Source organism: Acinetobacter piscicola (genome assembly GCF_015218165.1).
In the GTDB taxonomy this organism is placed as follows: domain Bacteria; phylum Pseudomonadota; class Gammaproteobacteria; order Pseudomonadales; family Moraxellaceae; genus Acinetobacter; species Acinetobacter piscicola_A.
Map to the genome: position 1 here is coordinate 846,370 of NZ_CP048659.1, position 16,949 is coordinate 863,318.

The 16,949-nt window shown below is 38.1% G+C and carries 13 protein-coding genes; 12 read left to right on the forward strand and 1 reads right to left on the reverse strand.

Annotated features, from left to right (window positions below):
* Positions 1–119: 119 nt before the first annotated feature.
* Positions 120–842, reverse strand: a complete 723-nt coding sequence (locus G0028_RS04075; RefSeq protein WP_174493224.1) for a YgfZ/GcvT domain-containing protein — start codon at positions 840–842, stop codon at positions 120–122.
* 234 nt (positions 843–1,076) lie between these two features.
* On the opposite strand from G0028_RS04075, the gene acnD reads away from it, so the two are divergent.
* From acnD to G0028_RS04135, 12 genes are all read left to right on the forward strand, one after another.
* Positions 1,077–3,695, forward strand: a complete 2,619-nt coding sequence (gene acnD / locus G0028_RS04080; RefSeq protein ID WP_174493622.1) for a Fe/S-dependent 2-methylisocitrate dehydratase AcnD — start codon at positions 1,077–1,079, stop codon at positions 3,693–3,695.
* 78 nt (positions 3,696–3,773) lie between these two features.
* Positions 3,774–5,594: a hypothetical protein gene (locus G0028_RS04085; protein WP_180046080.1), complete on the forward strand. Its 1,821-nt coding sequence runs from the start codon at positions 3,774–3,776 to the stop codon at positions 5,592–5,594.
* 10 nt (positions 5,595–5,604) lie between these two features.
* Positions 5,605–5,967 (forward strand): hypothetical protein, encoded by a 363-nt coding sequence (locus G0028_RS04090; RefSeq protein ID WP_180046078.1) that lies wholly within the window; start codon positions 5,605–5,607, stop codon positions 5,965–5,967.
* 137 nt (positions 5,968–6,104) lie between these two features.
* Positions 6,105–6,341 (forward strand): zinc ribbon-containing protein, encoded by a 237-nt coding sequence (locus G0028_RS04095; protein ID WP_180046076.1) that lies wholly within the window; start codon positions 6,105–6,107, stop codon positions 6,339–6,341.
* Positions 6,342–6,453: 112 nt separating this feature from the next.
* Positions 6,454–7,032 carry a DUF4126 domain-containing protein gene (locus tag G0028_RS04100; RefSeq protein WP_180046114.1) on the forward strand — a complete coding sequence of 193 codons (579 nt, stop codon included), beginning with the start codon at positions 6,454–6,456 and terminating at the stop codon, positions 7,030–7,032.
* A gap of 178 nt (positions 7,033–7,210) precedes the next feature.
* Positions 7,211–7,417, forward strand: a complete 207-nt coding sequence (locus G0028_RS04105; protein WP_130073999.1) for a hypothetical protein — start codon at positions 7,211–7,213, stop codon at positions 7,415–7,417.
* A gap of 108 nt (positions 7,418–7,525) precedes the next feature.
* Entirely contained in the window at positions 7,526–7,975 is a 450-nt protein-coding gene (locus G0028_RS04110; RefSeq protein WP_130073998.1) for a hypothetical protein, read from the forward strand.
* Positions 7,976–9,212: 1,237 nt separating this feature from the next.
* A complete protein-coding gene (locus G0028_RS04115; RefSeq protein WP_130073997.1) occupies positions 9,213–10,559 on the forward strand; it encodes an SWIM zinc finger family protein in 1,347 nt (448 codons plus the stop codon).
* Positions 10,550–12,145 carry a hypothetical protein gene (locus tag G0028_RS04120; RefSeq protein WP_180046073.1) on the forward strand — a complete coding sequence of 532 codons (1,596 nt, stop codon included), beginning with the start codon at positions 10,550–10,552 and terminating at the stop codon, positions 12,143–12,145. The genes G0028_RS04115 and G0028_RS04120 overlap by 10 nt, the downstream gene beginning before the upstream one ends.
* A 36-nt stretch (positions 12,146–12,181) precedes the next feature.
* On the forward strand, positions 12,182–13,261 hold the full coding sequence (locus tag G0028_RS04125) for an ATP-binding protein (protein WP_130073995.1): 1,080 nt from the start codon (positions 12,182–12,184) through the stop codon (positions 13,259–13,261).
* Positions 13,262–13,282: 21 nt separating this feature from the next.
* The gene (locus G0028_RS04130; protein WP_180046071.1) at positions 13,283–15,757 is read left to right on the forward strand and encodes a DUF5682 family protein; all 2,475 of its coding nucleotides are present in this window, start codon (positions 13,283–13,285) and stop codon (positions 15,755–15,757) included.
* Positions 15,744–16,898, forward strand: coding sequence for a VWA domain-containing protein (locus tag G0028_RS04135; protein WP_180046069.1), 1,155 nt, complete (start codon positions 15,744–15,746; stop codon positions 16,896–16,898). The genes G0028_RS04130 and G0028_RS04135 overlap by 14 nt, the downstream gene beginning before the upstream one ends.
* The last annotated feature ends 51 nt before the right edge of the window (positions 16,899–16,949 follow it).

Here is a 16,949-nt window from a genome sequence, read left to right on the forward strand (position 1 = left end):
CGAGCTAATGTTAAATAAGGTAATTGAAATAAAAAAGATAAATCAGCAGGCGCACATTTCATAATGATCATCTACTTTGGAAAAGAAGATCACGCTTTTTTTCACGTGATCTATGTTTTTTAAACAGGACGAGCCACATCACCACTTAAACTTTCAGGTAAGTCTAAAACAGTCACTTCAAGCTCAGCCAAAGCTTCAGGTCGAGCCACCACAAGCGCAATAAAACCATTTTCAAAAGCAGTGCTATTGACCACTTGAACGCCTTTATTCAGTTGCTCAGCTTGAGCAGGAGCAGCACCTGAACCTTGAATCACATGTAACCATGCTTTCGGTTTTGCTTTAAACCAAAGACGGGCAATCACTTCCTGACCCAAATAACAGCCCTTGTCATAATTGACACCACCACGTTGATGTAAACGGAGTTCTTGTGGTTGAAAAACACCTTCAATCGTTTGATCAATATAAGCTTGACCTGTTTGAATCGCAGCAATTTTCCATGCAGAGATATCAGTTTCAACGTCAGAAAAGTGAGTTGTCGTGCCATTCACTGTTGGAAAAACATGTCCAACTTGTTCAAGTTTCATCTTAGAAAAAGCACCATATTTTTTAATATGTTTGGCAAATTCCTCAGCCTGATCTTGCGTCGTTACGATCTCAAACTCTTCAGGATTACGTTTTTTAAGCCATAAACCAAAGTGAATACGACCTTTCAAATCACAAATTGCTGTGTACTGGTTTACATTTTCAGCCAAAGCTTCAACATTGACAGTGACTTGTCCTTGTAAGAATTTCAGTGCATCGACACCAATTAAAGTAAACGAGGAGAAAGCTAAATTGCTCATGAATTGCTCACTTATCTTAAATCTAATACTAAAGAATTAAGCTTATTTTCCGCTATTTTTATAAAAAATGCACATTTCAGAAAAATAAATCGAGCAATATGTTACCAAATATTTCTAAAACCCCTATTTTTATATATAACTATATGAAATATAAAAGATTTGGGAAATGGCTTTTCGACAGTGTACTATTCAGCCATTAGAACGCAGTACAAAATGATGCAAGAGGCACACGTAATGAATAACAACTACCGCAAACCCCTGCAAGGTACCCAGCTCGAATATTATGACGTGCGTCAAGCCGTAGAAGATATTCAGCCAGGCGCATACGCAAAACTTCCATACACATCTAAAGTCTTGGCAGAGCAATTGGTACGCCGTTGTGACCCAGCCATTCTCGAACAATCTTTAAAAGAACTCATCAACCGTAAACAAGACCACGATTTTCCTTGGTACCCTGCACGTGTGGTATGTCATGACATTCTCGGACAAACAGCACTTGTAGACCTTGCAGGTTTGCGTGATGCGATTGCAGACCAAGGCGGTGACCCATCTAAAGTCAATCCAGTCGTTCCGACTCAGTTGATTGTAGACCATTCACTGGCTGTAGAATATGGTGGTTTTGACCCAGATGCCTTTGAGAAAAACCGTGCGATTGAAGACCGTCGTAATGAAGACCGCTTCCACTTCATCGAATGGACCAAAACAGCATTTGAAAATGTCGACGTGATCCCTGCGGGTAACGGCATCATGCACCAAATCAACTTGGAGAAAATGTCTCCAGTGATTCAAAACCGTGGTGGTATTGCATTCCCTGATACCTGTGTGGGTACAGACTCACACACACCACATACCGATGCATTGGGTGTGATTTCAATCGGTGTGGGTGGTTTAGAAGCAGAAAATGTAATGCTGGGTCGTGCTTCTTGGATGCGTCTACCTGACATTATCGGGGTCGAGCTTGTTGGTCAGCGTCAAGCGGGCATTACCGCAACGGATATCGTTTTGGCATTGACGGAGTTCTTGCGTAAAGAACGTGTGGTTGGTGCGTATTTAGAATTCTTCGGTGAAGGCGCAGACAGCATGTCAGTGGGTGATCGTGCAACGATTTCCAACATGACCCCTGAATATGGTGCAACTGCGGCGATGTTCTACATCGACCAAAACACGATTGATTATTTAACCTTAACAGGTCGTGAATCTGAACAAGTCAAATTGGTTGAAACTTATGCCAAAGAAATTGGTCTTTGGGCTTCTGATATGAAGCAAGCAGAATACCCACGTGTATTACGCTTCGATCTTTCAACTGTAACCCGTAACATTGCAGGGCCATCAAACCCACATGCACGTGTATCAACCGCTGACCTTAAAGCCAAAGGTATTGCAGGTAATTTAGAAGCGGCTAAAGCTCAAGAAGCTGAAGGCTTAATGCCTGATGGCGCAATCATCATTGCAGCAATCACCTCATGTACAAACACTTCTAACCCACGTAATACTGTTGCAGCAGGCTTACTTGCACGTAAAGCAAATGAGCTTGGCTTAGTACGTAAACCTTGGGTGAAAACTTCTTTTGCACCGGGTTCTAAAGCGGCTGCTTTGTATTTGGAAGAAGCAGGTGTATTACACGATTTAGAAAAACTCGGTTTTGGTATCGTGGCATATGCATGTACAACTTGTAATGGTATGTCAGGTGCGTTAGATCCAGTGATTCAGCAAGAAATCATTGACCGTGACTTGTATGCAACCGCAGTTCTTTCAGGTAACCGTAACTTTGATGGTCGTATCCATCCTTATGCAAAACAAGCATTCTTGGCATCTCCACCTTTAGTTGTCGCGTATGCGATTGCAGGTACGATTCGTTTTGACATCGAAACAGATGCGTTGGGTAATGACAAAGACGGTAATCCAATTTACCTGAAAGACATTTGGCCGTCAGATGCTGAAATTGATGCATTGGTGAAGGAAGCGGTAAAACCTGAGCAATTCAAAAAAGTGTATATCCCGATGTTTGATTTGGGTGAACGTGTTCAGGCAGCAAGTCCGTTATATGACTGGCGTCCGCAAAGTACCTATATTCGCCGTCCGCCGTATTGGGAAGGGGCTTTGGCTGCGCCACGTACGTTAGCCAATATGCGTCCTCTTGCGATTTTGGGTGATAACATCACCACGGATCATTTATCACCATCAAATGCAATCATGATGGATTCGGCAGCAGGTGAATACCTACATAAAATGGGCGTGCCTGAGGAAGACTTTAACTCATACGCAACGCACCGTGGTGACCATTTAACGGCACAACGTGCAACATTTGCCAATCCGAAATTGTTCAATGAGATGGTGGTTCGTTCTGACGGTACGATCAAGCAGGGTTCTAAGGCGCGTGTTGAGCCTGAAGGCGAAGTAATGCGTATGTGGGAAGCGATTGAAACCTATATGAATCGTAAGCAACCGCTCATCATTGTTGCAGGTAAGGACTATGGCCAAGGTTCTAGCCGTGACTGGGCTGCGAAAGGTGTTCGTCTTGCAGGTGTAGAAGTGATTGTTGCGGAAGGTTTTGAGCGTATTCACCGTACTAACTTGGTGGGTATGGGCGTGTTACCGCTTGAGTTTAAAGCTGGAACGGATCGTAAAACGTTAAAGTTGGACGGTACTGAGTTGTATAGTGTGATCGGTAATATTGCACCTCGCTCTGATTTGACTTTGGTGATTGAGCGTTCGACTGAGAATGGTCAAAATGAAATCATTAAAGTGCCTGTAACTTGTCGTTTGGATACGGAAGAAGAAGTGCATGTCTATGAAGCGGGTGGTGTGTTACAACGCTTTGCACAGGATTTCTTGGAAGGGAATGTGGCTTGATAATTTAAGCTAAAAGTATTTGATATTGTTGTAAATAGACCCTACTTTTAAGTGGGGTCTTTAGATTTTGAGAATGTGATGAAATCAGAATTACATGATAAATTATTAACAGCTATAGATGAGTTAAAACAATTAACAACAATAATTAGTTTAGAGTCTTTAGTCAATTTTGTAAGTAGGCGACAGTATGAATTTAATCATGGAAAATCAAAGGTATTAAGTTCCCCCTTTCAGCAAGGGAGTTATCTATTAGGTTTAGCTGCATCACAAGAAGAGCCCAAAAATCCTATTGAATTTAGTGAGGAGTTAGACAAAAAAATTAGTAACTTACTAAACAAAATATTCAATTTTTATACTTATAGCTATTTTGATTCAGATAAGAACGATAGAACAGCACAACTCGTAGCAATGTCAGCGTTTATTCATTATTTTTTTACAAGTAAGACATTAAGCTCTCATCAAATTAGAGAATGGATTTTATTTTGGTTTGACGAGTATTCTCCATTAGTAAATGATGCTTATGGCTTTACAGTAAAAGATTTAATTAATTTTGCAAGCTCTTTAGAGAATGAAATCCAAAGAAAAATGGATGATTTACAAGAAGATTATAACTACTTAGAAGAAAGTAGAAAAAAATTTTTAGAAAAGCTCCAAGTGAATATTAAAAACTATAATACTGAAATTAATAGTATTGAAAATGACGAAGAGTTAAAGAGAAGAGGGCAAAGACTTTTTGAAAATACTCTTGAATTATTTTCAATTGAGTCATCTAAAATTTCAGAAAAAATAGGAGAAGAAAAATATAATAATATATTGTCTATTTTTGGTCTGAAAAGAGGTGATGCAGAAGAAATAACTTATATTACTGATAAAAATCCAATTGCATTTAAGGCTTTATTTTTTAAGGAAAATAAAATTTACTATGTACTGAATAATTCATTTTTTATTTCTATAATTAATTTTTTGGAAAATTATTTATTTAAAGAAGCCAAAAATGCTCAGAAAATTATTCAAAATCGAGATAAAAAGTTAGAGACAAAGACTACCGAATTATTTAAAAGATTATGCAGTGGTAATGCTGATTTTTATGAAAGTGCTTTTGAAAATGCAAATTCAAGGAATGAGCATGATTTAGTCATTTATGATAATGGTGTGTTGTTAATTGTTGAGGCTAAAGCATCACCTCCCAAAGAACCAATGCGTGATACTGAAAAGGCTTTTACTAGAATCAGAGACCATTTTAAAAGTAACGCTGGGTTACAGAAAGCATTTGATCAAGCAAATAATTTAAAAAAACGAGTGATTGAGGATGAAAAATTAACTTTATATACAAAAAAAGGGAGACTTTTAGTAGAAATTCCTTTAGCAGAAATTAAAGTTATTCATACTATTTGTGTGACAAGGGACGATTTTGGAGCTCTTGGTTGTAATTTGAATTACTTGTTGGATAAGAATGAAGATGAAATATATCCATGGGTTATTGATATTGCAAATTTGGATAGCATTGTTCAGGCATGGGATCATTTAGAGCTAAATTATTCTGATTTTTATGAGTTTTTATCACAAAGAAATCAGTTGCATAATAAAGTACTAAGTATGGATGAGTTGGAATATGTGGGAGCTTATTTAAAATATCAAGGGGGCTTAAAAGGGTTTATTTCAGCTAAAGCAGACTATATACCTCTGTCAATGGAAGATGCTGATATTTTTGATGAAATTTATTTTAAAACATTAGTAGATGAACAGTATGAGTTAAAGAAGGTTCCATTATCTCTACATCGTATACGACGAGAGGATATTTTTGGCACAGAAAAGAATAAAAGTTCTAAACAAAAAACAAGTAGAAAACCAAAATCTAAAATCCAAAGAAAATCGAGAAAATTGAATAGAAATAAATAGGAGTTTTCCATTGCCCAAAAAATCCCCCGAACAAAAAGCTGAAGAAGAACGTCGCTATATTTTGGCATGTAGTGCTTCCAATACAGCAGAACTCGAACCCTTTTTAACAGACCCCAATCAAGCGATTCGGGCTACAGCTGCCATGAACCCTGATGCAGACGCAGACATCCTTGACCGTTTTGCAGATGACAAATTTTGGGGTGTACGCATAGAAGTGGTGAATCATCCTAATGTCAGCGAAGCGACTTTATGCAGATTACTCGAAGCTAAAGTGAATAAAAGGGGCGTAGTCCATCATGCAGCATATGAAAAATTAATTGAGCGAGGCGTATCCTTTGACGAGGACGGAATGCCAATATTGATGCAGAAATAACTTGAAACATATTTGACTACATAGGAAATTCAATTCATTTGAGTCTTTTTAAGCGAACAAAACAGAAAAAAGTGTAAAATATGTCACAAATTGAGAGATATTTGATAAAAAAAACGGTTTAAGTATTTTTTGCTCAAATGCCATCATCATTTGTCGAAATGACCAATAGACAAACACAAAAAACAGCCTATAATTTATTCACCATTTCTAAAAACCTATGGAGAACAAAAATGGTAATGGCTGGTCAAAAACCTGGAACAGGCTTCTATTTTTGTGTCAACTGCGGACACCGCACCTACTTAGAAATTGGTACAGATCGTTTACCACCGTGTACCAAATGCCTTGGCAATCAATTCAACAACAAGAATGCCTAAGCAGCACAAGCAAAACAGCTACTCCCTGTTTTAAAAAAAAGCCCTATTACTCAATAGGGCTTTTTGCTACCTTATCCATTCATCCATAAAAAATACAGGTAGACGCATGATGATCGAAACAATACTTAGCTTGTGCATTGGCATTGGATTAAGCGCTGCCTGTGGTTTTCGTGTATTTGTCCCATTACTTGTGATGAGTGTAGCATCCTTAACAGGATGGTTTGAGCCGATGAAAGGCTTTGAATGGTTGGCAATGCCATCGGTTTGTATTGGGCTTGCAGTCGCTACAGTCTGTGAAATTGGAGCTTATTACATTCCTTGGGTGGACAATGCGTTGGACACCATTTCTACACCTGCGGCAATGGTTGCAGGCACACTGACCACGATGGCGGTGAGCACAGGAGAAATGTCACCCTTTGCCAGTTGGGCAGCAGCAATTATTGTTGGGGGCGGGACAGCGTCAGCAGTACAACTGAGCACAGTTGCAGTACGTGGCTTGTCCACTGCAACGACAGGAGGAATTGCTAATCCTGTAGTGTCAACAGGTGAATGGATCAGTGCATTAGTGGTTTCAATTTTGTCCTTCCTTGTTCCTGTTCTCGTGGTCATCGTGGGTATTATTGCCATGATTTGGGTGATACGTTGGATTCGTTTAAAAAAGAAAAATAAGATAGCCTCAGCACCATTATAAATCGCCAATACCAATAAAGAGTTGATCAACATATTTTGAAAAATATTGCATGGTATTGATCTCGAAAAACATTTGATTTTTATCTAAAAAAATCATAATTTTTAGATAAATATATATCCATAATTTTTTTATGGGATTATTGAAAATAAAATCATAGTTCAGAGGTGATGGAATGGACATGCTTAAATTTATCATAGATGAAAATCCACTCAGTAATGGCGTCTATCAGTTACATAATGCAACGCAAGGATGTGAAGATTTGCCAAAAAATTATCATCAAATTTTAATTGGTTATTTTGCTGATGTAGAATTAGCACATAAACGTGCACGCATGAATTGGCCTAAAGAAAAAATACAAGCATGTCCAAAATGCTGCCAAAACTGAAGAAATCATGCTGAAAATGATCGATTTTTAAAATGTTCTTTTATCGGAAATAAAAACGATAATATAAGATAAGTTGTTAAAATCCACTTGTTTAATAGGAAAATAACAATGAAAACATTCGACTTAGTGGTACATACACCGAAAAATTTACAAGAAGGTGGCGATGAGTTTTTAGAAAAATTCACAGCCATTCAGGCTTTGATCAAATTTGACAGTATTGCTTGGCGGCAACTTTTGGTAAGGCAACTACAATTTAATAGTGAAAATGCGAGTTTTACGATTACAGATTTGCAAAGCCAACAAAGCCTTCGATTCACTTTAAACGCGTTTTCAAAATTAGATGATTTAGAGTTTAAAATTGAAAGTGATGTTGCCATTATCGTGCCACAAAAAGATGTATTTGGACTGATTACCCGTAAAACCAAAGATTATATTTTTTTCAAAAAATTAGACTTTGCTACGGCAAGGCAGTATCTACTGTGTTTTTTAAATGCTGAATTACAACAGCTAGAGCAATTTTATAAGGACAGCCAGTCTAAATTGGCGCTTCATCTATAAATTTTGAAGAAAGAGAACTGTAGAAGAGAGATAAAAATTCTGCTGAATTGAGATTTTACGCTGTAAAAAATGAGTAATTTTCGATTAAAAGGAAAAAAATTGGAATTAATCGAGTTTTTATGAAAAATATTTTTAAATTTATGCAAAATTGCCTGATCTTAGGAAATTAATCCCGTAGTCATTTGGCTACTATAAATCTCAAGGGTGTGATGGGATCGAAAAGAGTAGCCTGCTACCAGTTGCGTACAACGTGAGTGTAGTACAAATCCAAAAGATCTCGATTCGGCTTAGGACGCTATAGACCAAAAGTTTATAGGCAATAGGATTAGAACTTACCAAGTTTTAATAGTTGAAGTAAACCATACAACGTTTTCCCAAATACCCTAAAAAATTTTTAGCATAACAATATATAATCAAAAAAGTCCCTCTCTAGATCAGTCAGATCTTCGCTTGAAAACACAATATCTATATTTTCACCCTCTGCATGATTCATGGTGATTTATACTTTTTTAAATTGAGCTTTTCGCAGATTTTAAAGTATCACTCGGCATTATATTTTGAATGCAGCGCTCACAGCGCATTCAGTGGTTATTTGAATCTCACATTAACACACTATTTAAAATCCAGTCTTTTCCCGTATAAATACAAAATGAGGTTTAAGCAAAGAAAAATATCTCATTTTTAACCATAAATAACGTAAAAAAATGCACAAATTTTGCTTGAATGGGAAAAATTATTAATATTCAGAAAATCGTGAAAAATATTTTCAAATTTATGCAAAATTGCCTGATCTTAGGAAATTAATCCCGTAGCCATTGGGCTACTATAAATCTCAAGGGTGTGATGGGATCGAAAAGAGTAGCCTGCTACCAGTTGCGTATAACGTGAGTGTAGTACAAATCCAAAAGATCTCGATTCGGCTTAGGACGCTATAGACCAAAAGTTTATAGGCAATAGGATTAGAACTTACCAAGTTTTAATAGTTGAAGTAAACCATACGATGTTTTCCCAATACCCTAAAAAATTTAAACAATCAAATAACAATAAACTTAAATCCAAAACCACAAAAGTTGTATGAGCATTCTAATTTTTCTAAAATTTCACCGATATTTTGACTTAAACATTAACGACAAATTTTGTCGTTTAGCTGATTTTTTCCGTTGAATTATTAAAATGAAAAATATACATTGATTGAGCAAATGAAATTTAAAATGAAAAAATAACATAAGGACTTTTTATGTTGCTGACGATTCAGCCAGACCAAATACAACAAATTATTCCTGATGCAAATTCAGAGAAAGCGGCTAAAAAATTGGCTAAAGTCAATGACTGGAATAATAAAGGTGCTTCTACAGATCAATGGGTTTGGGCAGAAATCAAAGGGAGTGCGATTTATCAAAGTGCTATTTTTTTACCCCAACTAAAATGTGAATGTAGTTGCCCAAGTTTTAAACGTCCTTGTAAACATGCGCTTGCTTTACTGATGGTGTATCAAGAACATCCCGCCGAGTTTCAAATTCAGGAAGATGAAACACAATTTCCTGAACGGGTCACAAAATGGCGTGACAAACTCACGCAAAGTACCGAGAAAAAAGCCGAAAAAGCCAATAAACCTGTTGATGAAGCAGCACGTGCTAAGCGTCAAGAATCACGTGATAAAAAAATTGACCAAGCCATTGATGCTTTGCAACTGTGGCTGAAAGATGTAGTCAATTTAGGCTTAGGTGAAGTGCGTTCACAAAATGGACGACAATTTTTTCATGAAATTACCAGTCGTTTGGTAGATGGTCAGGCTGCGGGAATCAATATTTGGATTGATGAATTTTCAAGTGCGCTATATCAGCCAAATTGGCAACAGCACAGTGCTTTTTGGCTTGCGCGTTTATATCTGATTGCTGAACTATGGCAAAAAAGAGCACAACTTTCTCTAGATTTACAGCAAGAATTACGTCAGTTGATGGGCATTAACCTTGCTAGTGATTTTTGGTCAAGCCAAAGTACAGAAGAGCTACAGTTAAGTGTGCTTGCTTCTCGTACACAAGCATTACAACAGTCCAAAGGGAATTTTCGTCGTCAATGGTTATGGGACGAGAAAACATGTACAGATTATTTAATTTTAGATTTTGATATTGCACCGCATACACGTTATGGCTTAACCCTACCAAGTCAGCATCATTTTAAACTCAAAGCACAGCGTTATCCTGGGGTAGAACAACAACGTTTGAAACTTGCAGAGCAAGTCACACTCAACGATATTGATGCCATTAAAATTGAAAATAAACCGCCGCAAGGTTTTGTGTGTTTTGAAGATGCTTTAGCCAAACATGCAGAAAAGCTCAGTCATAATCCGATGCATCTGACCAGTTTTTGGTGGATGAATCCTGTGCGTTTAAGTCAAAAAGATGAGCGTTATTATTTGATTGATTCGACACATCATATGATGCCGATTTCACTCAGTACTGATCAATTTACTTCGTTATGGATGATGGTGAGTAATCAACCTTTTTATGCAGGTTTAGAGTGGAATGGTTTAGAACTGCAACTGATTAGTCTTTGGCAAGGAGCGCATTACCAATGTCTATAAGCTCACCTTTAGAACAATTTACCAAGCAACTTGAACTTAAACTCACCCTTGGGCAGCATTATCAACAACCGATTCATGTACCTGCGCCCATTTCTGAGTTTGTCAGTGATGAACAGGATGTATTGGATTTAAATCTGCAATGGACACTTTTTCAAGTGTCTGCACAACAAGCTTATCCTTGTTCAGCGCAACAACTTGCTCGCTTAGCTGACGATGAAACGCCATTTACACCTAGTAAACGGGGTATGAATAGCCTAATTAAAAGTATTGTTCAACTTAATCAATATAATTTTCAGTATGATAAGCCTGTTTGGATGAATTATCTCTTGCATCTCATTCGTTTGCAGAAACAGGCGATTGCGCCACATTTGGTTTTAGATGTACTGAATGTTGCCAATAATGATGTGCTATTAGCGGCAACATTGCCTGAACGAAGCTATAAATTGCAGGATTTGCGTCAGGATAATCGTTTAAAAGTGGCTAAAATTTTACATCAGACATTGATTTTGCAACAACCCATTGATGAAGAAGATGCAAAATTTGCCAGTTTAAGTAAAGGTCCTGCTGAGCGTTTACTTCAAAACCTTGCACTTGAACATGCCGATTTTATTCATCAAAATTTTGAAGCCTTATGGAAACGTATTGATAAAGAACAGCGTAAAGACTGGATTGAAAATACGCCATTTTCATTTTTTGCCCCGCATGTTGCATATTTAACTGCATTGCATCAAAAGAAACCTGAACAAGCTTTAGGGCAAGGTTTACACTATTTGTTTTTGCATGATTCTGAACATACTTATACGCAAAAAATGCTGCAATTACTGGAAAATGTCATTGAATTTGATGCTAAAAATCGCTGTATGATCGTGCGAATGAGCATTGAATTGGATGAACAATTACAACAACTCAATATCATTGATTACACTGCAAATGGCAATGAACGTAAGGTCATTAAAGAGCTGGATATTGAAGAAAATTTAATAAAATTCTCACAATCGAGTAAAGCTGAAGACTATTTATATTTTATTTTAAAAGCGATGCCTTTGTCCTATTGGCAACAGATTTTCCCAACCTGGGAGAGTTTACTGAAGCTGAAATATAAAAATCAGCGAAATCACATTTTAGATGCATTTTGTTTTCGTTGTTTTCATGAGCAACGTGCCGATTTAGCAACGTGGCTCTATGAAAATGATCAAGAAGAACTCGAAAGCATCCGTTTTGCTTCCAATATGCAATATCTGTATCCGCTACTGAGCATCGAAAAACGTGATCATTTGATGGTGCAGCATTTACGCCAAGCCCGTAAACGTCATGAACCTGATTTTTTATTGGATGTTTGGAAACGCTTACCATTGCCTGCGTCAGAGATAGGTGTTTTATCCAAAGAACTGACTGAGCGTTTATTGGCGGAAATCTATCTACAGGAAGAGCAGGAATATGCCTATTTATTGCATCCATTGTATGAATGGCTTGTGGTCTATGGCTATCCAACTGAAATTAGCCCATTAAAAGATTTAGATTCTAGTCGTTTTGATATTTTAAATAGCATTGCCAAACAAAAAGTGGCGATCCTCAATAAACAATAAACCTCACTTTCATTTTAGATAAAAAAGGATACTGACATGAGTCAAGTTTTACGCGCCAAAGCAGAACAACAATATGCCCATGAACTCACAGCCTTAAAAGAACACGATAAAAAACAACGTCCTGCACAATGGGAGTTATCACCAAATGCTGTCGTCGATTATTTAATGGGGACGACGCTACCTGATGGGACTGAAATTTCAGCAAAATATATTGGTAATCGTCGTTTGATGGAAATTGCGGTTGCAACTTTAGCCACTGACCGTGCTTTATTGTTACTTGGTGTACCAGGAACAGCAAAATCTTGGGTCTCTGAGCATTTAGCTGCAGCCATTAGTGGTAACAGTACTTTGCTCATTCAAGGGACAGCAGGCACCAGTGAAGATACTTTACGTTATAGCTGGAACTATGCACAGTTACTTGCCAAAGGTCCTACAGAAGACGCCTTGGTACAAAGCCCAATGTTACGTGCGATGCGTACAGGAAAAATTGCTCGTATTGAAGAGTTGACCCGTATTCCTGCTGATGTACAGGATACTTTGATTACATTGTTATCTGAAAAAAATCTACCTGTACCTGAGTTAGGCATTGAATATCAAGCGGTACAAGGTTTTAGTGTGATTGCGACTGCCAACAACCGTGATAAAGGCGTCAATGAACTTTCATCGGCACTTAAACGTCGTTTTAATACCGTGATTTTACCACCACCTGCCACTATTGCTGAAGAAATTGAAATTGTGCAACAACGTGTTGCCTCGCTTGGTCGTAGCTTATCTTTACCTGAAATTCAACCACTCGATCAACACATTAAAACCCTTGTGACCATTTTCCGTGAATTACGTGAAGGTAAAACAGTAGATGGTAAGCAAAAACTGAAAAGCACTACAGGGACATTATCCACAGCCGAAGCGATTTCAGTGATGAGCCATAGTTGGGCAATGTCAGGGCATTTTGGTGATGGCAGTTTAAATGCCCATGATTTAGTTGCAGGTTTACAAGGTGCGATTGTCAAAGACCCTGTGCAAGATGTGGTGCCTTGGAAAGAATATGTCGAAACCGTCATTAAACAACGTGAAGGTTGGAATGAGATTTACCAAGCTTGCCGAGATTTAGAATAATTACAGTCAAAGGATTTGCCCATGCATTATATTTTAGGGGTACGTCATCATGGTCCTGGCTCTGCTCGAAGTGTTTTAAATGCACTAGAGCAGTTGCAACCTGACTGTATTCTCATTGAAGGACCACCTGATGCGAATGATCGTATTGCACAGCTCAGCCATGCTGAAATTGAGCCACCGATTGCATTACTCATCAACACGCCTGTACAAAAAGATGAACGACCACGTGCGATATTTTATCCTTTTGCAGAATTTTCACCCGAATGGCAAGCATTACAATTTGCTTTAAAACATCAAATCCATACTGAATTTATGGATTTAGCCTGTCAGCATCGTTTTGCACTGGAAAAACAGGCTGAAGAGGTACGACAAGCGCTTGAAGCTGAACAACAGACAGATTCAGAAGAAGAAAAATCTGAAGATGAGCATGTTGATGAAACGCTTGCTGATGCTGCTTCTGATGAATCAGCTGCTAACAATGAAAGCATTGATGAAGATGAAGAAGATGCGTTTGAAATCTCAGATGAAGAACGCAAATTTTTGCAATATCGTCATGATCCCATCGCACTTTTAGCCCATCAAGCAGGTTATCAGGACAGCGAACGTTTTTGGGAACACTTGGTTGAACAGCAACCCCATGCGGGTGATATGTTTCAGTCGATCAATGAAGCAATGGCTGAAATTCGCGATTATTTAAACAGTTTAAATCCGAATACTGAACTTGATGATGATCAGTTGATAGAACAATACCGCGAAGCGTCTATGCGAAAAATCATTCGCCAAGCACAGAAGCAGGGCTTTGAACGTATCGTGGTGATTTGTGGTGCATGGCATGCACCTGTTTTAGTGGATTTAAAAACAAGCTTAAAAGATGATAATCAACTGTTAAAAGGTTTGCCAAAAACCAAGATTGAATCCGCTTGGATTGCATGGACACATGGACGTTTACATCGTGATAGTGGTTATGGTGCAGGTATTCAAGCGGTGGGTTGGTATGCACATTTATGGAAGCATTATCAGCAAGCTCTTGCAGGCAAAGTCGATGCTGAAAAAATTAGTATTGATTGGCTCAGTCAGTTTGCCAATGCTTTGCGTGAGGCAGGACATGATGCCTCAAGTGCGCAAATTATTGATGCAACGCAACTAATTCAGTCTTTATTACAATTGCGTGAGCGCCGTATTCCTGATCTTGATGATTTAACAGAAGCGATTCGCAGTGTGCTGCATCATGGTTATGATTTGCCTGAGCCGATCATGAATCAGATGCTATTGGCAGAAAAACTGGGGCATTTACCTGAAGATTATTCAGAATTACCAATACAACAAGACTTTTTAAAACAATGTAAGTCGTTGCGTTTAAAGCTTGAAGCGGTACATCGTGGGGTTGAACTGGACTTGCGTCAGCCTTTTGATTTAAGTAAAAGTCAGTTTTTTCATCGGGTAAATTTGCTGGGTTTGGCATGGGCAGAATTACAAAATTACTCATCAGGTCGAGGAAATTATAAAGAAAACTGGCAATTGTCATGGCAACCTGAAAGCAGTTTATACCTCAATGAAATGTCACTTTGGGGCTATACCATTGCTGATGCAGCCGCAAGTTATATTCAAGATAAAATTGAGCATAGTGATGATCTATCAACTGTTGCTAAATATATTGAGCAAATATTGCTGGCAGGTTTAGACCGTAGTTTGCCTGTGGCTTTACAGCGTTTACAATCTTTATCAACCTTGCACCAAGATCCTGATGTATTGCTTGCGACTTTAACACCTTTGGTCACAGCTTTGCGTTATGGTAGCGTCCGTCAATTTTCTGAGCATGAATTATTTCAAATTATTCAACAGCTCAGCATACGTTTAATGTTGTCATTACCACAGTATTGTCAGTCCATTAATGATGATATGGCAAAACAAACTGCACAGCAGTTAAATAGCCTTTATTTGTTGTTACAGCGTTTAGACAATGCAACGCTCAATCAATATTGGCAAGACTTAATACTCAAATTATTGCAACAAACCTATATGAATGGTTATTTGCATGGCTCTGTTACCAAGTTAGCAAAACAGCAGCAATTGCTTGATTTAGATGAAATAGAACATTATTTATCACAAGCTTTATCGGTTGGGCAAACCGTTGATTATAGTGCAGGTTGGTTCGAAGGCTTTATCAGTGATCAAGCGTTATTATTGTTACATGAAGATAATTTATGGAACTTGGTGAATGCATGGCTAGGCGATTTACCCGAAGAACAATTTATCAATATTCTGCCTATTTTACGTCGTTCAACCAGTGATTTTAGTCCAAGTGAATCTGCGAAAATTGCAGAAAAAGCAGCATCAGGGGTGACAGTACATATTGCGCAACTGCCTCATCAATTTAATCTTGAGCGTGGTTATAACACTTTATTGAATTTAAGAAATTTACTTCATCCTCAACTTGCATGTGTAGATGGCGCTGAAAAAGCTGATTTAAAAGAGGGTTCTGATGTCACAAATTAATCAAAATACCCAAGAACAAGAACGACGTTGGCGCTTAATTTTAGGTCAACGTCCTGAGCAGTCATCACCTGAGTATTGGTCGAGTGATGATGAAAATATGTTCCAGTGTTTAGATGTGTTATATAACACGCAACAGCAACAACGTGGTGGTTTAGGGCGTTCTAGTCCACGTATTGCCAAATGGCTGGGCGATATTCGTCAGTATTTCCCAAGTTCTGTGGTGCAAATCATTCAAAAAGATGCGCTTGAACGTTTGAACTTGCAACAAATGTTGCTAGAGCCTGAATTATTAGAAAATATCGAAGTTGATATTCATTTGGTTTCGACTTTGATTGGCTTAAATCACTTGATGCCTGATCAAACCAAAGAAACTGCCCGTATTGTGGTACGTAAATTAGTTGAGGAAATTGAGCGACGTTTAAAACAAAGTTTAGAGCAAGCCATTCAAGGTTCAGTCAACCGTTCAGCCCATACGCGCCGTCCAAAACGTATTCAAGATATTAATTGGCACCGCACCATTCAAGCCAACTTAAAACATTGGCAAGAAGAATACAAAACTATTATTCCTGAACAACTGCATGGACATCCACGCCAGCGCAGTTCCTTAAAAGATATTGTACTGTGTGTGGATCAGAGCGGTTCGATGGCACCCTCGGTGGTGTATTCGAGTATTTTTGCTGCGATGATGGCAAGTATTCGGGCTGTGACCACACAAATGGTGGTGTTTGATACGCAAATTGTTGATTTAACGCCATTGCTTGAAGACCCTGTAGATGTGTTATTTGGAACGCAACTCGGTGGTGGTACGGACATTGCTAAAGCGATTAAATATTGTCGTAGTAAAATCACCCGCCCTGAAGAAACAATTTTTGTGTTGGTCACAGATTTATGTGAAGGGGGCAGTGAGCAACAGCTCTTTAAACAAGTGGCTGAGATGCTCAATAGTGGTGTACAAATTATTACTTTATTGGCACTGTCAGATGAGGGCACACCTTATTATGACCGTGAAAATGCACAAAAGTTTGCGGCATTAGGCATTCCCACTTTTGCGTGTACCCCCGATCAATTTCCTGAATTGATGGCAAAAGCCATTGAAAAGCAGGATATTAATGCTTGGTATGCAGCACAGCAACAAAAATAGGTATATCAAGGCAGTATAATCTGTCTTGATATAATAAATGAGACGATGCAG

Excerpts from the sequence above, each read along its gene's own strand:
- G0028_RS04110 (WP_130073998.1), top strand. The coding sequence starts at position 7,526 with ATGAAAACATTCGACTTAGTGGTACATACACCGAAAAATTTACAAGAA.
- G0028_RS04075 (WP_174493224.1), bottom strand. The coding sequence starts at position 842 with ATGAGCAATTTAGCTTTCTCCTCGTTTACTTTAATTGGTGTCGATGCA.
- G0028_RS04135 (WP_180046069.1), top strand. The coding sequence starts at position 15,744 with ATGTCACAAATTAATCAAAATACCCAAGAACAAGAACGACGTTGGCGC.
- G0028_RS04130 (WP_180046071.1), top strand. The coding sequence starts at position 13,283 with ATGCATTATATTTTAGGGGTACGTCATCATGGTCCTGGCTCTGCTCGA.
- G0028_RS04085 (WP_180046080.1), top strand. The coding sequence starts at position 3,774 with ATGAAATCAGAATTACATGATAAATTATTAACAGCTATAGATGAGTTA.
- G0028_RS04105 (WP_130073999.1), top strand. The coding sequence starts at position 7,211 with ATGCTTAAATTTATCATAGATGAAAATCCACTCAGTAATGGCGTCTAT.
- G0028_RS04095 (WP_180046076.1), top strand. The coding sequence starts at position 6,105 with ATGCCATCATCATTTGTCGAAATGACCAATAGACAAACACAAAAAACA.
- G0028_RS04115 (WP_130073997.1), top strand. The coding sequence starts at position 9,213 with ATGTTGCTGACGATTCAGCCAGACCAAATACAACAAATTATTCCTGAT.
- acnD (WP_174493622.1), top strand. The coding sequence starts at position 1,077 with ATGAATAACAACTACCGCAAACCCCTGCAAGGTACCCAGCTCGAATAT.
- G0028_RS04125 (WP_130073995.1), top strand. The coding sequence starts at position 12,182 with ATGAGTCAAGTTTTACGCGCCAAAGCAGAACAACAATATGCCCATGAA.
- G0028_RS04120 (WP_180046073.1), top strand. The coding sequence starts at position 10,550 with ATGTCTATAAGCTCACCTTTAGAACAATTTACCAAGCAACTTGAACTT.